The organism is Buttiauxella brennerae ATCC 51605 (assembly GCF_001654925.1).
GTDB lineage: Bacteria > Pseudomonadota > Gammaproteobacteria > Enterobacterales > Enterobacteriaceae > Buttiauxella > Buttiauxella brennerae.
This window is the reverse complement of sequence record NZ_LXER01000028.1, coordinates 89,826-108,308: the sequence shown is the minus strand read 5'-3', so window position 1 is coordinate 108,308 and position 18,483 is coordinate 89,826. Positions and strand designations below refer to the sequence as shown.

The 18,483-nt window shown below is 49.9% G+C and carries 14 protein-coding genes; 1 reads left to right on the top strand and 13 read right to left on the bottom strand.

The window, feature by feature from the left end:
- Nucleotides 1–140: 140 nt before the first annotated feature.
- The 6 genes from apaH to lptD are packed head-to-tail and all read right to left on the bottom strand — an operon-like array spanning nucleotide 141 to nucleotide 6,889.
- Complete coding sequence (gene apaH / locus M975_RS15590) at nucleotides 141–992, bottom strand: bis(5'-nucleosyl)-tetraphosphatase (symmetrical) ApaH (protein ID WP_064560839.1); 852 nt, start codon at nucleotides 990–992, stop codon at nucleotides 141–143.
- 4 nt (nucleotides 993–996) lie between these two features.
- Nucleotides 997–1,374, bottom strand: a complete 378-nt coding sequence (gene apaG / locus M975_RS15585) for a Co2+/Mg2+ efflux protein ApaG (RefSeq protein ID WP_064560838.1) — start codon at nucleotides 1,372–1,374, stop codon at nucleotides 997–999.
- 2 nt (nucleotides 1,375–1,376) lie between these two features.
- On the bottom strand, nucleotides 1,377–2,201 hold the full coding sequence (gene rsmA / locus M975_RS15580; RefSeq protein ID WP_064560837.1) for a 16S rRNA (adenine(1518)-N(6)/adenine(1519)-N(6))-dimethyltransferase RsmA: 825 nt from the start codon (nucleotides 2,199–2,201) through the stop codon (nucleotides 1,377–1,379).
- Nucleotides 2,198–3,187: a 4-hydroxythreonine-4-phosphate dehydrogenase PdxA gene (pdxA, locus tag M975_RS15575; RefSeq protein ID WP_064560836.1), complete on the bottom strand. Its 990-nt coding sequence runs from the start codon at nucleotides 3,185–3,187 to the stop codon at nucleotides 2,198–2,200. Before pdxA ends, rsmA begins: the two co-directional genes overlap by 4 nt.
- Nucleotides 3,180–4,472, bottom strand: a complete 1,293-nt coding sequence (gene surA, locus M975_RS15570; protein WP_064560835.1) for a peptidylprolyl isomerase SurA — start codon at nucleotides 4,470–4,472, stop codon at nucleotides 3,180–3,182. Before surA ends, pdxA begins: the two co-directional genes overlap by 8 nt.
- 53 nt (nucleotides 4,473–4,525) lie before the next feature.
- Complete coding sequence (lptD, locus tag M975_RS15565) at nucleotides 4,526–6,889, bottom strand: LPS assembly protein LptD (RefSeq protein ID WP_064560834.1); 2,364 nt, start codon at nucleotides 6,887–6,889, stop codon at nucleotides 4,526–4,528.
- 307 nt (nucleotides 6,890–7,196) lie between these two features.
- On the opposite strand from lptD, the gene djlA reads away from it, so the two are divergent.
- On the top strand, nucleotides 7,197–8,006 hold the full coding sequence (gene djlA, locus M975_RS15560) for a co-chaperone DjlA (RefSeq protein WP_064560833.1): 810 nt from the start codon (nucleotides 7,197–7,199) through the stop codon (nucleotides 8,004–8,006).
- Between the two features lie 32 nt (nucleotides 8,007–8,038).
- On the opposite strand, the gene rluA is transcribed toward djlA, so the two are convergent.
- The 7 genes from rluA to araA form a co-directional block, all read right to left on the bottom strand.
- The gene (gene rluA / locus M975_RS15555; RefSeq protein ID WP_064560832.1) at nucleotides 8,039–8,698 is read right to left on the bottom strand and encodes a bifunctional tRNA pseudouridine(32) synthase/23S rRNA pseudouridine(746) synthase RluA; all 660 of its coding nucleotides are present in this window, start codon (nucleotides 8,696–8,698) and stop codon (nucleotides 8,039–8,041) included.
- Nucleotides 8,698–11,604: an RNA polymerase-associated protein RapA gene (gene rapA / locus M975_RS15550; RefSeq protein ID WP_064560831.1), complete on the bottom strand. Its 2,907-nt coding sequence runs from the start codon at nucleotides 11,602–11,604 to the stop codon at nucleotides 8,698–8,700. The genes rluA and rapA overlap by 1 nt, the downstream gene beginning before the upstream one ends.
- A gap of 143 nt (nucleotides 11,605–11,747) precedes the next feature.
- Nucleotides 11,748–14,108 (bottom strand): DNA polymerase II, encoded by a 2,361-nt coding sequence (gene polB, locus M975_RS15545; protein ID WP_064560830.1) that lies wholly within the window; start codon nucleotides 14,106–14,108, stop codon nucleotides 11,748–11,750.
- A gap of 529 nt (nucleotides 14,109–14,637) precedes the next feature.
- Nucleotides 14,638–15,516, bottom strand: a complete 879-nt coding sequence (locus M975_RS15535) for a hypothetical protein (protein ID WP_064560828.1) — start codon at nucleotides 15,514–15,516, stop codon at nucleotides 14,638–14,640.
- Between the two features lie 8 nt (nucleotides 15,517–15,524).
- Nucleotides 15,525–16,004 carry an Hcp family type VI secretion system effector gene (locus M975_RS15530; RefSeq protein ID WP_064560827.1) on the bottom strand — a complete coding sequence of 160 codons (480 nt, stop codon included), beginning with the start codon at nucleotides 16,002–16,004 and terminating at the stop codon, nucleotides 15,525–15,527.
- A gap of 158 nt (nucleotides 16,005–16,162) precedes the next feature.
- Nucleotides 16,163–16,858, bottom strand: a complete 696-nt coding sequence (gene araD, locus M975_RS15525) for an L-ribulose-5-phosphate 4-epimerase (protein ID WP_064560826.1) — start codon at nucleotides 16,856–16,858, stop codon at nucleotides 16,163–16,165.
- Nucleotides 16,859–16,970: 112 nt separating this feature from the next.
- Nucleotides 16,971–18,473 (bottom strand): L-arabinose isomerase, encoded by a 1,503-nt coding sequence (gene araA / locus M975_RS15520; RefSeq protein WP_064560825.1) that lies wholly within the window; start codon nucleotides 18,471–18,473, stop codon nucleotides 16,971–16,973.
- Nucleotides 18,474–18,483: the final 10 nt, after the last annotated feature.

Genomic DNA, 18,483 nt, shown 5'->3' with positions numbered 1-18,483 from the left:
TATATCCAAAATAATTCGAGTTGCAGGAAGGCGGCAAAGGAGTGAATCCCCAGGAGCTTACTAACGTAAGTGACTGAGGTGAACGAGAGCAGCCAACGCTCATGCAACTTGAATTATGACGGATATAACCGGGCTTTTTATTATGAAGCGATAGCCGTTTCACCATCGCCAACATCTGGCTTGCGATTCGATGGCTGAACAAAATACTTTTTATCTTCCCAGCGCAGGCAGGTTAACCCGCCACCCCAGCAGCAACCGGTATCCAGTCCGTAAATCCCTTCCGGCGTACCTTTACCTTCCAGTGATGCCCAGTGCCCGAAGATAACCGAATACTCATCGGTCACCGGCCCTGAAATAGCAAACCAGGGTTTTAGCGGTGCAGGGGCGCTTTCTGGCGTGTCTTTGCAGTACATGTCCAGTTGCCCATTCGGGAAGCAATAACGCATGCGTGTCAGGGAATTGGTAATAAACCGCAGGCGGGCTAGCCCAGAAAGCTCTGGCGTCCAGTTATTCGGCATATCGCCATACATTGCGTCGAGGAACAACGGATAGCTGTCGCTTGATAACACCGCTTCGACATCACGGGCGCAGGCCATGGCGGTCGTTAAATCCCACTGTGGCGTGATACCAGCGTGTGCCATCACCAGTTTTTTCTCTTCATCAACCTGGAGTAGCGGCTGACGACGCAACCAGTTCAGCAGCTCGTCGACATCAGGCGCTTCCAGTAACGGTGAAACGCGATCTTTAGGTTTATTACGGCTGATGCCTGCATAAACCGCCAGCAGATGCAGATCGTGGTTACCGAGAACAATACGCACGCTATCGCCAAGCCCACGCACGTAGCGCAGAACTTCAAGCGAGCCGGGTCCACGTGCGACGAGATCGCCCGTAAGCCATAAAATATCTTTGCCAGGCGTAAACTCAACCTGTTGCAGTAAAGCGATCAGTTCATCGTAACAGCCGTGAACGTCGCCAATCAGGTATGTAGACATCGTATCAGTGAATGAAGGCTGGAATTGCCAAACGGAATACAGGAATGGCGACACGGAAGGCATCGCCCTGAGAGTCGACCATTTCGTAATGGCCTTGCATAGTGCCAAGCGGTGTTTCAATAACAGCACCGCTTGTATAGCTGTATTCGTTGCCCGGTTCAATATGCGGCTGGACGCCAATCACGCCTTCGCCCTGAACTTCAGTTTCATGGCCGTTTCCATTGGTTATTAGCCAATAACGGCCAAGCAATTGCACCGGTGTTCGCCCCAGATTACGGATGGTTACGGTATAAGCAAAGACGAAACGTTCGTTCTCCGGGGAGGACTGAGATTCGATATAAACGCTTTGTACCTGAATGCATACGCGGGGCGAATTTAACATCGTTAACTCTCCTTTGGCTGCTGCGGATTGTCAGCCAAATAGTTTGCCAGCTTGCAATACTGTGCGACTGAGATGTTCTCAGCGCGTAGGGTTGCGTCGATTCCCAGCTCCGCCATCACCTCAGGGCTAAACAGATGGCCCAGGCTGTTACGAATCGTTTTGCGACGCTTATTGAAGGCTTCAGTGGTGATGCGGCTTAACACACGCAACTCTTTCACTGGATTCGGTATTGTTGCATGTGGTACCAGACGCACAACGGCAGAATCAACTTTCGGCGCCGGGGTGAAGGCCGTTGGCGGCACTTCAAGTACTGGAATCACATTACAATAATACTGCGCCATGACTGATAAACGACCATACGCTTTACAGTTAGGGCCAGCAACTAAACGGTTTACCACCTCTTTTTGCAGCATAAAGTGCATGTCTGCAATGGCATCAGTATAGCTAAAGAGATGGAACATCAATGGCGTGGAGATGTTATACGGCAGGTTGCCAAATACGCGCAACGGCTTGCCGATTTTTTGCGACAGCTCTCCAAAATCCATCGTCATGGCATCTTGCTGATAAATCGTCAGCTTAGGTGCCAGGAATGGATGCGTCTGCAAACGGGCTGCAAGATCGCGGTCCAGTTCGATGACCGTCATTTCATCCAGGCGTTCACCCACAGGCTCGGTTAATGCGCCGAGGCCGGGGCCGATTTCAACCATCGCCTGGCCTTTCAGTGGATTAATAGCAGAGACAATACTGTCGATAACGAACTGGTCATTAAGGAAGTTTTGTCCAAAACGTTTACGGGCTAAATGGCCCTGGTGGACACGAGTATTCATTGAGTATTAACAATCATCTTGATGGCGAGATTAAGCGCCGTAGTAAAACTGCCGACATCGGCTTTCCCAAGACCCGCTAGTTCTAGCGCGGTTCCATGGTCAACCGAAGTGCGGATAAAAGGTAAGCCTAGTGTGATATTTACCGCGCGGCCAAATCCCTGGTATTTGAGTACCGGTAGGCCCTGATCGTGGTACATCGCCAGTACTGCGTCGGCGTTATTGAGATACTTAGGCTGAAACAGCGTATCTGCCGGTAGCGGGCCAGAAAGCTTCATTCCCAGACCACGCATTTCATTCAGCACTGGAATGATGGTATCAATTTCTTCAGTGCCCATGTGACCACCTTCCCCGGCATGGGGGTTCAGGCCACAAACCAGCACATGCGGCTGCGCAATACCAAACTTGGTTTGCAGGTCATGATACAGGATGGTGATTATCTGGCGTAATAAATCTGGCGTTATCGCGTCACTAATGGCTTTAAGCGGCAGATGCGTCGTCGCAAGCGCGACACGTAACTCTTCTGTCGCCAGCATCATCACAACTTTTTCGCTGTGCGATCGCTCTTCAAAAAACTCGGTATGGCCGATGAACGGGATGCCAGCATCATTGATGATGCCTTTGTGGACCGGCCCGGTTATCAACGCGGCAAATTCGCCGCTAATACAACCGTCACACGCACGAGCCAGCATCTCTATGACATACGCACTGTTTCTTACATCCAGTTGCCCTGGTACGGCTGGGGCGCGTAATTCGATGGGGAGAATGGTGATTGTGCCAGCAGCTTGCGGGCTTGCAGGTGAACCAGGTTGGTAAGTTTTAAGCTTGAGTGGAAGGCCAAGGAGGGCGGCACGTTCCTGGAGAAGTTCAGGCGAAGCGGCGACAACCAGTTCTAAGGGCCAGTCGCGGCTTGCCAGCGCGATGACCAGGTCGGGGCCAATCCCGGCGGGTTCGCCGGGAGTGATGACCACGCGATGGATATTAGCCATTGCTTCCTATAATTTTCACGTAGGCGGATGCACGTTGTTCCTGCATCCAGGTCTGTGCTTCTTCCGAGAACTTACGGTTGAACAGCATACGATAGGCACGATCTTTCTGTGCCGCATCGGTCTTATCAACGTTGCGGGTATCGAGAAGCTCAATCAGGTGCCAGCCAAATGAGGAGTGAACAGGTGCACTCAACTCGCCTTTATGCATTTTTGACAGGGCATCACGGAATGCTGGATCGTAGATATCGGTCGCCGCCCAACCCAAATCACCGCCCTGGTTGGCAGAACCTGGATCTTCAGAGAATGCTTTTGCTGCTTTATCGAAAGTGGTTTTGCCACTCTTAATGTCTGCTGCAATCTGTGTCAGCTTAGCGCGAGCCTGATCGTCACTCATAATTGGAGAGGATTTCAGTAAAATATGGCGCGCATGAACTTCCGTCACCGAAATGCTCTGGCTTTGGCCACGTAAGTCGTTAACTTTCAGAATGTGGAAACCTACACCTGAACGAATTGGGCCAATCACATCACCTTTTTTCGCGGTGCTTAAAGCCTGAGCGAAAATAGATGGCAGTTCCTGAATACGACCCCAACCCATTTGACCGCCTTTCAGTGCTTGTTGGTCAGCAGAATAGGTGATAGCCAGTTTGCCGAAATCACCACCGTTTTGCGCTTGTGAAACGATGTCACGCGCTTGTTTCTCCGCATCGTCTACCTGAGTAGAAGTTGGGTTTTCCGGCAGTGGAATCAGGATGTGGCTCATGTTCAGTTCGGTGCTGCTGTCATTTTGGCTACCCACCTGCTGCGCCAGGGCGTCAACTTCCTGCGGCAGAATGGACACGCGACGACGAACTTCGTTATTACGCACTTCCGAAATGGTCATTTCTTTGCGGATCTGAGCACGGTAAGTATTGTAATTAACGCCGTCATAGGCCAGACGACTACGCATCTGGTCCATGCTCATTTTGTTCTGAGCGGCGATATCGGCAATGGCTTTATCAATCTGCTCATCACTCACTTTAACGCCCATTTTTTGGCCCATCTGCAACAGGATTTGATCCATGATCAGACGTTCCAAAATTTGATGACGCAGGGTGTTGTCGTCAGGAAGTTGTTGCCCTGCTTGTTGGGCCCCTGTCTTCACTGACTGCATCATGCCGTCAACATCACTTTCCAGTACTACACCGTTGTTCACTACGGCTGCAACTTTATCGACCACTTGTGGGGCCGCGAAAGAGGTATTCGCCACCAGGGCGATACCGAGAAGCAGCGTTCTCCAATTCTTCATACTTTTTCCATTGTTTAGCCGCAAAGCGGACTGCTAATTCTAGTCAAAGTGAATTACATCGAGCTCTGATACGGCAGAATGTTTGAACGCAACATCTGCTGTGTGCCCAGGCCGTAGTTGGAACTCAGGCCACGTAACTCGATGTTAAAGCCAATTACGTTATCGTATTTGCTTTGGTCATTTTCCCAGCCGTTAATTTTGCGCTCGTAACCAACACGAATCGCATAACAGCAGGAGTTGTACTGCACGGCCAGCATGGAATCTGCGGCTTGTTGCGCTTTGGTGTCGTAGTAATAGGCACCAACGACAGACCAACGATCAACAATTGGCCAGCTTGCTGTCATCCCAACTTGTGAGATGCCATCTTTGTACTGGTCCGCATTGATGTTGATGTTAGAAATAGTCGCACCAATGTATTCAGGGCTTGCATAACGGTAGTTGAATTGCACCAGACGATCATTGTCTTTGCGATATTCAATCACGCCATTACCCGTCGCTACGTTATCGAGACGCGTATCGTACTGCAACCCGCCACGTAAACCCCAACGGTCGGTCATACGCCAATAGGTATCACCAGCCCATACAACAGAACCTGTTTCATCGCCTTTTTCACTGTTAAGCGTTTCATCACCAGTACGAGACTTGGTGAAGTAGTAGATTTGACCAACAGAAACATTAAAACGTTCAACGGCAGCATCATCATAAACGCGAGTGGTGACACCGGTTGTAACCTGATTTGCTGAAGCAATACGGTCAAGACCGCCATAAGTACGATCGCGGAACAAGCCGTTGTAGTCACTCTGCAACAGCGCGGAGTCGTAGTTATTGATATTGCTTTGGTCACGATACGGGACATACAGATATTGTACGCGCGGTTCTAGCGTCTGTTTCCAATCTGCGACTGAATCCATATCGCGGTCGAAAATCAGCTTCCCATCCATTTTGAACTGGGGCAGGGTGCGGTTCACTGTCGATTCTAGCTTACTGTCAGGATTGACGTTTTTTTCGTATTTCTCGAGGTTGTCCTGCTGATAATGCGTCGCCATCAATTTGGCTTCGGTATTCAGACTCGCCCAGCCATTGGACAATGGCAGACTAATAACCGGCTCAAGGTGCAGACGCGTTGCTTCCGGCATATTGTTGTTAAAGTTAGTGAATTTAACTGCCTGACCGTAAATGCGCGTATCAAACGGCCCAACATCATTCTGATAGAAGTTAACGTCCAGTTGCGGTTGAGCGCTGTATGAATTTGCACCACTATTACGTTGGGAATCGAAAATCTGGAACTGTTTCGTCGAAAGTGTGGCGTCGAAATTCTCGACGGCATAACCGACGCTAAATTTCTGTGTGGCATAGCCGTCAGTACTGGAACCGTATTGCGACGTAAAATCGTTGAAGTAGTTAGGATCGCTGACTTTGGTGTAGTCGATATTGAAACGCCACACCTGATCCATTACACCGCTATGATTCCAGTAGAACAACCAGCGGCGTTCATCCCCTTCAGGATTTTTGGCAGTATCGTCTTTATATTCGTCATCAGACAGCAGGTAATCGAACTCCATCACACCTGTACCCGCTTTGGTCAGGTAACGGAATTCGTTCTGCCATTGCGTGCCACGCTGCTCCATATAGTGGGGAGTGATCGTGGCATCAAAGTTCGGTGCGATGTTCCAGTAATACGGCAGAGAGAATTCCAGGCCGTTGTTGGTACTGTATTTCGCATTCGGGATCAGGAAGCCCGAGCGGCGTTTATCGCCAATCGGTAACTGCAAATAAGGGCTATAGAAGACCGGAACCGGGCCCAGTTTAAAACGGGCATTCCAGATTTCCGCGACTTCTTCTTCCCGGTCCTGAATAACTTCACTTCCCACAACGCTCCAGGTATTCGAACCCGGTAAACAGGAAGTAAATGTGCCATTTTCCAGAATGGTGTAGCGATTGTTCGCACGCTGTTTCATCAGGTCGGCAGTACCACGACCCTGGCGGTCTACCATTTGGTAGTCGCCTTCCCAGACGTTGGTATCTTTGGTATTCAGGTTTGACCAGGCTTTTGGCCCTTTAAGAATCACCTGATTATCGTCGTAGTGGACGTTACCGACCGCATCGACGGTGCGAACCGGGTCGGGCTGGCCTTCTACCTGTTTCTGGTGCAGCAGCACTTCGTCAGATTGCAGGCGGCTGTTGCCTTGCTGTATATCCACATTGCCACTAAACACCGCATCGTCAGGATAATTTCCTTTTGCGTGATCGGCATTTATAGTGACAGGCAGGTTGTTGGTATCCCCTTCAACCAATGGGCGGTTGTAACTTGGGATGCCAAGCATACACTGCGACGCGAGATCGGCCGCCATACCTTGTTGACTATATAGTGCTGCGCCAATCAAAGTGGCCAGCAAGGTGGGAATACGTTTTTTCATACGTGTTATTCGTTGTTCCGTCATCAATGGCTTATACCCATCATCATTAAGATGCAGAGGCGTTGGCGGCGCTTGGTTATGCCAGTCTTTTAGCCAACTGAGGGACTGGATATTCTCTTACTTGCCGCCTTGCTTCATATTGAATGCTATAGGGTATAGCGTCGGCAAACGGTCAGAGACTAACTTACTCATCACTACAGCGCTAGTGTTAATCCTGCCCGCTCAGTAGTCTGCCGTTAGGCACCGCTATCAATGACGGGTATGATAAAGCAAATTCTAGCTGACGGCATGACGATTTGGGGAGTATATGCAGTATTGGGGAAAAGTACTCGGTGTCGCAATAGCACTTATTATGGGTGGTGGCTTCTGGGGTGTGGTGTTGGGGCTATTGATTGGCCATGCCATCGACAAGGTACGCAGCCGTCGTCGGTCATGGTTTTCTAACCAACAACAGCGGCAGTCACTGTTTTTCAGCACCACTTTTGAAGTGATGGGCCATCTGACTAAGTCAAAAGGGCGCGTCACAGAAGCGGATATCCAGATTGCATCGCTCTTAATGGACCGTATGCAATTACATGGAGATGCGCGCAGTGCCGCACAACACGCATTTCGTGTAGGTAAAGAGAACGGTTATCCGCTACGTGAAAAAATGCGTCAGTTACGTAGTGTGTGCTTTGGCCGTTTTGACCTGATTCGGATGTTTCTTGAAATTCAAATCCAGGCGGCGTTTGCGGATGGCTCTTTGCATCCTAACGAGCGTGAAGTTTTGTACGTTATTGCGGAAGAGCTCGGCATTTCGCGCATACAGTTCGATCAGTTCTTACGCATGATGGAAGGCGGTCAGCAATTCGGTGGTGGATACAGCCAGTCGCAGGGCGGAGGTTTCCAGCAACAACGCGGTCCGACTCTCGAAGATGCGTGCAATGTACTCGGTGTTAAAAGCACTGATGATGCAACGGCCATTAAGCGTGCATACCGCAAATTAATGAGTGAGCATCACCCTGATAAGCTGGTTGCTAAAGGTTTACCACCAGAAATGATGGATATGGCCAAGCAGAAAGCGCAGGAAATACAGAAAGCGTACGATCTGATTAAGACGGCGAAAGGATTTAAGTAATAGAAAAGCCTCTCAATTTGAGAGGCTTTTTTTTAGAAGTCTGCCGGGGCGCGGAACGTCATGGGTGTTCCATACTCGGGATGGGTAATGGTCAGCATTTCAGCATGAAGCTGTAAACGTGGAGCCATTGCCAGGGCTTCTGGTGTCGCGTAAAAGCGATCGCCAAGAATGGGGTGACCCATTGCCAGCATATGCACGCGTAACTGATGTGAGCGTCCGGTAATCGGTTTTAACAGCACTCGAGCCGTGTTATCCGCTGCATAATCCAGAACCTGATATTCCGTCTGTGCCGCTTTGCCGGTTTCATAACACACTTTCTGCTTTGGCCGGTTCGGCCAGTCACAAATCAGCGGTAAATCCACCAGGCCTTCTTCCGGCTGAGGATGGCCCCAAACCCGCGCCACATACTGCTTCTTTGGCTCACGTTCACGGAACTGACGCTTCAGCTCACGTTCAGCTGCTTTCGTCAGCGCCACGGCAATGACGCCGCTGGTGGCCATATCCAGGCGATGCACTGATTCTGCCTGCGGGAAGTCGCGCTGAATGCGGGTCATCACGCTGTCTTTGTGCTCATCAAGACGTCCAGGTACAGACAACAAGCCCGAAGGTTTGTTGACCACCATAATATGTTCATCCTGATAAAGGATGACTAACCAGGGTTCGGTTGGCGGGTTATAGGGTTCCATAATCATTATTGGTGTGTCACCACGATCAGACGCAAAGCATCCAGACGCCAGTTGGCTTGCGCGAGGCTTTCCAACACTTGCTGACGGTTGCTTTCGATTGCTTCGAGTTCATCATCACGGATGTTCGGGTTCACCGCTTTCAGCGCTTCCAGACGGGAAAGCTCAGAGCTCAGTTTCTCATCAGCTTCTTCACGAGCAGCTTTGATCAACACTTGCGCTGCAGCTTCCACTTTCTCTTCTGCCAGTTGCAAAATTGCGTGGACATCTTGCTGCACCGCATTCACCAGTTTACTGCCGGTATGGCGATTCACTGTGCTGAGCTGGCGGTTAAAGCTTTCGAATTCCACCTGAGCGGCAAGGTTGGTGCCGTTTTTGTCCACCAGCATGCGTACAGGCGTTGGCGGCAGGAAGCGGTTGAGCTGCAATTGCTTCGGCGCTTTTGCCTCAACAACATAAATCAGCTCCAGCAATAATGTCCCCACAGGCAGCGCTTTGTTTTTCAACAAAGAGAGCGCACAGCTGCCGGTATCGCCAGACAGAATCAGATCCAGGCCATTACGGATGATCGGGTGTTCCCAGGTAACAAACTGCGCATCTTCACGCGACAGGGCCACTTCACGTTCAAAGGTGATAGTACAACCATCTTCCGGAAGCCCTGGGAAATCAGGCACCAGCATATGATCGCCAGGTGTCAGCACCACCATGTTATCGCCACGATCGTCCTGGTTGATGCCGACGATATCGAACAAGTTCAGGGCAAAACTCACCAGATTGGTGTCGTTGTCCTGCTCGGAAATGGACTGCGCCAACGCTTGTGATTTCTCACCGCCATTGGAGTGAATTTCCAGCAGGCGGTCACGACCCTGCTCGAGCTGAATCTTCAGCGCATCATGCTGCTCGCGGCACTGCTTGATCAGCGCATCAAAACCGTCGGTATTCTCAGGTGCTGCCAGATACTCAATCAGTTGTGGATAGACACTGTCGTAAATTGTGCGGCCGGTTGGGCAAGTGTGCTCGAAGGCATCCAGGCCTTCATGGAACCACTTAACCAGAACTGATTGCGCGGTTTTCTCAAGGTACGGAACGTGGACCTGAATATCGTGCGCCTGGCCGATACGGTCCAGACGGCCAATACGTTGTTCCAGCAGGTCCGGGTTAAACGGCAAATCGAACATGACCAACTGGCTTGCGAACTGGAAATTGCGGCCTTCGGAACCAATCTCGGAACACAGCAGCACCTGAGCACCGGTATCTTCTTCGGCAAACCATGCGGCTGCACGGTCACGTTCGATGATGGACATACCTTCATGGAACACGGCAGCACGAATGCCTTCACGCTCACGCAGAACTTGCTCGAGTTGCAATGCTGTCGCCGCTTTGGCACAAATCACCAGCACCTTCTGAGAGCGGTGGCTGGTCAGGTAACCCATCAGCCATTCTACACGCGGGTCGAAGTTCCACCACGTGCCGCTATCACCTTCAAATTCCTGATAAATCTGCTCCGGGTAGAGCATATCGCGTGCACGTTCTTCCACGGATTTACGTGCGGCCATGATGCCGGACACTTTAATCGCGGTTTGATACTGCAGCGGCAGTGGCAAACGAATGGTATGCAGTTCGCGTTTCGGGAAACCTTTCACGCCATTACGGGTGTTACGGAACAGCACACGGCTGGTGCCATGGCGGTCCATCAGCATGGAGATCAGCTCCTGGCGTGCCGCAGCGCTACCTTCACGGTCGCTGTTTGCGGTTTGCAGCAGAGGCTCGATATCCTGCTCGCCAATCAATTCACTCAGCATATTGAGTTGATCGTTGGTCAGGTGATTGCCTGCTAACAGCAATGCAACGGCATCGGCCACAGGGCGGTAGTGTTGCTGCTCTTCAACAAACTGCTCGAAATCGTGGAAACGGCTCGGGTCCAGCAAACGCAAACGTGCGAAGTGGCTTTCCATTCCCAACTGCTCAGGCGTTGCGGTTAACAGCAAGATACCCGGAATGTGTTCTGCCAGCTGTTCGATGGCCTGGTATTCACGACTCGGGGCATTTTCGCTCCACACCAAATGGTGGGCTTCATCGACCACCAACAAATCCCATTCGGCTTCACAAAGATGCTCAAGGCGTTGCTTGCTGCGGCGCACGAAATCAAGCGAACAGATAACCAGTTGTTCTGTTTCGAATGGGTTATCGCTGTCGTGCTGGGCTTCGGCGTAACGCTCATCATCAAAGAGAGAAAAACGCAGGTTAAAGCGGCGAAGCATCTCGACCAACCACTGGTGTTGCAGGGTTTCCGGCACTACGATCAGGACGCGTTCAGCGCTGCCAGCCAGCAGCTGTTGATGCAAAATCATGCCGGCTTCAATGGTTTTACCTAAACCGACTTCGTCCGCCAGCAACACGCGTGGTGCATGGCGACGACCCACGTCGTGAGCGATGTTCAACTGGTGCGGGATAAGGCTAGTGCGCATGCCGCGCAGGCCGCTCCACGGTTGGCGATACTGCTCGCTTTGGTAAACACGGGAACGGTAACGCAGGGCGAAGCGATCCATACGGTCAATTTGCCCGGCAAACAGTCTGTCTTGCGGCTTGCTGAACACCAGTTTGCTGTCGAGGAAAACTTCGCGCAGAGTCGTACCGGCTTCTTCGGTATCCAGACGAGTACCGATGTAGGCCAGTAAGCCGTTTTCTTCTATAACTTCATCAACTTTGAGTTGCCAGCCTTCATGGCTGGTGACGGTATCACCCGGGTTAAACATCACGCGCGTGATAGGTGAGTCATTTCTGGCGTACAGTCGATTTTCACCGGTGGCAGGGTAGAGCAGGGTTACCATGCGTGTGTCTAAAGCGACCACGGTTCCCAGTCCCAGTTCGCTTTCGGTATCGCTGATCCAACGTTGACCAAGTGTAAAAGGCATAAGATTTCGGCTCTATTATCAGTGACTAAGATTTGCAGGCAATAGTAAAACGACCGCGCGCAAAGGGGGCGGTAGTTCAAAAGTAGATTTAAGGATGATTCAGGAGGGCGCTATGGTACTGGAAGGAAACGCGTTCGTCACCGTCAAAATAACCCTAACTGTCCTGTCATCAGTGTAGCAAAGTCATCCTCAAGGAAGGGTAAAATTCCTTCAGCCACGGGTTGGAGCTGGCGGGTCAGGTAGTGATCGTAGTCCAGCGGCGATTCCTGATAATCCACAGGCTCAGGACCGTTAGTGGTAATCACATACTTGATTGTCCCGCGGTTCTGATATTGTGCAGCCCGCCCAAGCCGTTGATTATGCTCATCCGCAAGGCGTGCGGCACGGACATGCGGCGGCACATTTTTTTGATATTCGCTTAATGGCCGACGCAGGCGTTTACGGTAAATCAGCTGATCATCCAGTTCACCAGCCATCAAACTGGCGATAGTTTCGCGAATATAATCCTGATACGGCTCGTTGCGAAAAACCCGTAAATAAAGCGTTTTCTGGAACTCTTGCGCTAGTGGCGTCCAGTCAGTACGCACGGTTTCCAGCCCTTTAAACACCATCCGCTGCTTATCATTTTCCTGAATCATTCCGGCGTAGCGTTTTTTGGAACCTTCAACGGTGCCGCGAATGGTTGGCATCAGGAAGCGGCAAAAGTGGGACTCGTATTCCAGCTCAAGCTGGCTGTCCAGTTGCTGAGTCTGTTGCAGATGGGCTTTCCACCACGCATTAACGTGATTCACTAATTGCTGGCCGATACGCGCCGCATCTTCTTCTGAGTGGGCTTTTTTCAGCCAGACAAACGTAGAATCCGTGTCTCCGTAAATCACGTCATAGCCCTGAGATTCAATCAGCTCTCGGGTTTGCAGCATGATCTGGTGCCCTCGCATGGTGATCGACGAGGCAAGGCGAGGATCGAAGAAACGGCAGGCACTGGTGCCCAACACCCCGTAAAACGCATTCATAATGATCTTTAGCGCCTGGGACAAAGGCTTGTTGCCATGGCGTTTGGCTTCATCGCGCCCTGACCAGATTTGCCCGACGATTTCCGGCAGGCAATGTGTGGTTCGGGAAAAATGCGCACCGAGAAAACCCTCAACGGAATGCTCAGGTTCCGGGTGAGCCATCCCTTCAACCAGGCCTACTGGGTCGATAAGAAAAGTGCGGATAATCGACGGATAAAGGCTTTTGTAATCGAGCGCTAACACCGAGTCATAAAGGCCCGGGCGTGAGTCCATAACATAACCGCCGGGGCTCGCCTGCGGGGGGACGCTGCCAAGATTTGGGGCAACATAACCGGCGCGGTGCATACGCGGAATATAAAGGTGACCAAATGCGGCAACCGAACCACCATGCCTGTCCAACGGCAAACCGTTTACCGTTGCCCGTTCCAGTAAAAAGGGCATCAGCTCGGTTTTATGGAAAATACGTGTCACCAGCTCACAGTCTTTAAGGTTGTATTTCGCCAGTGCCGGTTTATCTTCCGCAAAACGCCGGTCAATTTCGTCCATCCGTTGCCACGGGTTATCAATCGCTTTGCCTTCACCAAGCAGTTCCCGGGACACTGTCTCTAGGGAAAACGAGGAGAAATTCCAGAATGCGGAACGCAGGGCTTCGATACCGTCGATAATTACGCGCCCAGCGGCCTGCGCGAAAAACACACCTTGTTTAAAACCGTGCTCACGCCATTCGAGCAAATTGTTCTCGCGCCCAAGGCGCAGCGGAACCTGATAACGATCGGCCATTTTTTGCAGCACACGCAAGTCGAACTGCACCACATTCCAGCCGATCAACACATCGGGATCGTGCTCGGCAAACCAGCTATTGAGTTTTTCGATAAGCAGTGGCCGGCTGGCGACGTATTCCAGCGTGAAATCCAGCCCGCTGGCGTCACCGTTTTCCGGTCCAAGCATGTAGACGACACGCTGCCCGCAACCTTCCAGGCCGATGCAATAGAGCTCACCGTGGCGATTTGTTTCGATATCCAGCGACACCCATTTCAGCGACGGGCGGTACTCCGGTGCGGGTTTCAGCTTCGTTTCAACCACCCGATTATTTTGCTGCTCGCCGCTAAACCAGACGGGAGCGGTAATAAAACGCTCCATCAAAAAACGTTCTGGCGGGCGAATATCGGCTTCGTAAACTGTTATTCCGCCATCACGCAGCACTTTTTCGATACGCATAAGCTGGCGATGCTGTCGGCAATAAAGGCCGCAAACAGGTTGGCGGTGGAAATCTTTGAGGGGCAGCGGTGTGAGCCGATACTGGCTTTCTTTCGCGAGCAAGCGAGCAACTTCGGATTGTTGCGACTGGGGGATAAACGCGACCGACTCCTGGCGCGGCAGACGCACCTTAACCGGGCCATCGTCCGTAGCCAGCCAAAACTCAACTTCAGTACCGAGCGGGGTATCTCGCCAGTGACGCGTTAGCAAAAAACCTTGGCGGGCTTGTGACACGCTGCATTCTCATAAAGGAAAAGTGGTCTGATTATAGACCACTTCATGCAAGTTTACTGCTTTTATATACAGTGCTTTGTGGACGAAGATAACTCTATCTTGTATAATTAATTATCTCGAGGCTAATTGTATGTTCGAAAGAAACAATGAGAAATTTCTCTTCTTTATTATTATCACTATTTAATTGTACACCCTGATTTGTTAAGTAAATCTCTAGTTTATTGCGCGCTGCAACAGTATCAATAACATCTTCCCATGTGACTTTATCTCGAGTAAATCCATAGTTATCATCGCCTTGTGAATAATATATTGCTTTATCAGATATGTAAGGTGTAGTTTTGATTATCGACGGCGTGAGGAAATAATAATCGAATAAATTATTCCTAGAATACTCTACTCCATCTAAAGTGTAGCTAGTTAAAAATATAAAAGAAAATGCCATTGAACATAACAATGTGAATATGAATGCAAAGAAAAGTATAAAATATTTACTGACTTTACTCATGGTTAATAGTCCATACATATAAAATTAGTAGTCATTATCAATAGTAAAATAATCAACTCTTAATGGTGTATGTTCTGACATATGGATGTTAGGTGGCATAAGAGTGTTTTTCTGGTTGTTAGTGACATCCCATCCACGCTTTCTTAACGATACGTATAGTTCTTGATTTATTCTGTTTGTATCAGTAAATAAATCCTTTAGAGGTTCGTTTTGATATCTATTAAGAATGTGGTTGTTTTCTAAATCAGATAAAGGCTTTATATAATTTAGCCATGAAGGCAAAAAACCTTTTCGTGGTGAACTTTTACTATGTGGTGAAGGAGAGGGAAATAGTAATGGTCTAAATTCTTTGTTTTTGAAAGTACCTATAGCCCCATAGTAATCCCAAATCCATAATGCATATTCTTTAGTTGTCGGTTGAGCAAGAATTACGGGATCAATACCCTCACCAAATATACGATAAAAGCCAACAAGATCAGACACCATATCTTCACCACTAAAACCGCTATCTGAACGCCAACTAAATAGCGAGGATTCTTGAAAAGCCTCAAATCTGTAAGCTGTCTTCATCATGATTGTGAGCGCTATTCTTCGCTTCACTTCCCAGGTAAGACATGACTTAACCATCAGAGGACTATGAACGCCAATTCTGCCTTCAAATTGGAGGCCAAAGATTTTCTCGTTTTTCCCCATTTCCTGATAGTAATCCACCGGGAAATACCAATCGTTGAACTCTGGGAAAAACTTGCGGCCTTGCTCTTCGAGTAATATTGATTTTAGCCTTCTCGCATCATTAGCCTGGGCGTGACCAAGGTCTATCCATCCTAATAATTTTGTATATATTAAGCCGTTATCCATGGATAATGCCATCGAAGCATCTCTAATATCTTCTCTTTTGCTCATCATTCCCCCTAATAAACATTATCTTCCCAAAAACTATAACCTGAAGTCCCAGCAACATGATGATTCCATGTAATACTTTTAAAACTGAGGAGGAGAGTTTCTTCTGGTTGGGCATCGTTATGATCTATCGAATGAGGAATATTAATAGAAACGTCAGCCAAGAATGCGTCCCTGAGCTCAATGGAATAATATTTCCTGTTAAAGCCTGTTTTATCGGTACTGTAGACATCAATAACACACTGAAGCTTTTCATTATTTACGATGGCAACGCCAAATAATGGCGACGATTTATCGATTAGTTTAGTAATGCTAAGGGGTTGGTGATTGATATGTTGTTGCCGATGAGTGCTGTGTGTGAGTGCCAAAACAAATATTTGATCCAGATGATTGATTTGGCATTTATTTCCTAGGGAGTCGTAGGCTCCGCATCCTTGAGAGATGTAACCTTGTTTTTCACCTGTTGTTGTCATGTAAACTAAGTTAGCCATATAAACTCTCCTTTTTAACTGAGTTATATGCCTATGTTTTAATAAATACAAATGCTAAAAATGTATTGTATCAGATTAAGTAATTTACGAGATTAATACCAAAAAATTAACCTGGAGTTTATTTAGAAAGATGTGACGCTTATTAGCGCCACTTTTAACTACTGCCCGTAATAAGCCTTCGCGCCATGCTTACGCAAATAATGTTTATCCAGCAGCGTTTGTTGCATATCCGGTAATTCAGGGGAAAGATGTCGACAGAATATTCCCATATAGGCCACTTCTTCCAGCACGATCGCGTTATGAACCGCATCAACCGGATCTTTTCCCCAGGCAAATGGGCCGTGAGAATGCACCAGCACCCCGGGCATTTGTGCGGCATCGATCCCTCGTTCAGCAAAGGTTTTCACGATGACTTCACCGGTTTGCCATTCGTAATCACCGTTGATCTCTTCATCGGTCATTTTGCGAGTGCAAGGGATGGTGCCGTAAAAGTAATCCGCGTGAGTGGTGCCCGTTGCGGGAATGGATTTCCCGGCCTGCGCCCAAATGGTCGCGTGGCGCGAGTGGGTGTGGACGATGCCGCCGATGTGCGGAAATTGCAGATACAGCAGGCGATGGGTTGGTGTATCTGACGAAGGTTTTTTATTGCCTTCAACCACTTCGCCGGTTTCGAGGCTCACCACTACCATGTCTTCAGCCGTCATGATGCTGTAATCGACGCCGGACGGTTTGATGACCAGCACCCCCCGTTCACGATCGACGGCGCTGACGTTACCCCAGGTCAGCGTCACCAGGTTGTGTTTTGGCAGCGCGAGATTCGCTTCGAGCACCTGACGTTTGAGATCTTCTAACATGTTTGATCCTTAGTTTGTCAAACAATCCTCACCCCGACCCTCTCCCTGAGGGCTAGGGGGAAAAGGAAATCCCCTCTCCTGGGGGAGAGGGTTAGGGTGAGGGCCAAAGAAACTAGCGTTTGAAGCTGTAATAAACCTCGTTCCAGCGCAGCGAATCTTTAAACGCAGGCAGGCGGGTATCGTTGTCGATAACCGACAGTTCGATGCCATGCAATTCGCTGAACAAGCGCATATCGTCAAGCGTCAGAGACTGGCTGAACACCGTGTGGTGCGCGCCACCGGCCAGGATCCACGCTTCAGAAGCGGTTGGTAGATCGGGTTGTGCTTTCCACAGAGCATTAGCCACCGGAAGTTTCGGCAACTGGTGCGGGGCTTCAACGGTATCAACGCAGTTCACCAGCAGGCGGAAACGATCGCCAAGATCGATAAGGCTTGCGTTCAGAGCAGGGCCAGTTTGCGTTGAGAAGATCAAGCGGGCAGGATCGTCTTTGCCACCGATCCCTAAATGCTGCACATCGAGAATCGCTTTTTCAGCCAGTGCGATCGAAGGGCAGACTTCCAGCATGTGGGAGCCGAGCACCATATCGTTGCCATTTTCGAAGTGATAGGTGTAGTCCTCCATGAAAGAGGTGCCGCCTTGCAGACCGGTTGACATCACCTTCATGATGCGAAGCAAAGCGGCAGTTTTCCAGTCGCCTTCGCCCGCAAAGCCGTAGCCTTGCTGCATCAGGCGTTGCACTGCAAGGCCCGGAAGTTGTTTCAGGCCATGCAGGTCTTCAAAGGTAGTGGTAAAGGCGTTGAAACCGCCATGTTCGAGGAACTGTTTCATCCCCAATTCAATGCGCGCGGCATCAATGACATTCTGGCGTTTTTCACCATTGATTTGCGCAACGGCGGTCAGGCGGTAACTGCTTTCGTATTCATCGACCAGCGCGTTGACATCCCCTTCGCTGACAGCGTTAACCACTTCAACTAGGTCGCCGACCGCATAGGTATTAACGGAGAAGCCGAATTTCATCTGCGCGGCAACTTTGTCGCCATCGGTCACGGCAACTTCACGCATGTTGTCACCAAAACGCACCACTTTTAGCTGACGAGTATCTTGTTTGGACACCGCCTGGCGCATCCAGGAACCAATGCGTTGATGGGCTTGTGGATCTTGCCAATGACCGGTCACCACGGTGTGCTGCTGGCGCATACGTGCGCCGATAAAACCGAACTCACGGCCGCCATGCGCGGTCTGGTTCAGGTTCATAAAGTCCATATCAATACTGCCCCATGGGATTTGCGCATTGAACTGGGTATGGAATTGCAGCAGCGGCTTGGTCAGGATGCTCAGGCCGTTGATCCACATTTTTGCCGGCGAGAAGGTGTGCAGCCACACTACCATTCCGGCACATTTATCGCTGTAGCTGGCATCGCGGCAGATAGCGGTAATTTCATCCGGCGACGTACCCAAAGGTTTCAACACCAGTTTGCACGGCAGTTTGGCTTCTTTGTTGAGCGCATTCACAACCTGTTCGGCGTGTTGATTTACCTGACGCAACGTTTCCGCACCGTAGAGATGCTGGCTGCCAATTACAAACCACACTTCATATTGTTCAAAAATGTTCATCGTCATGTCC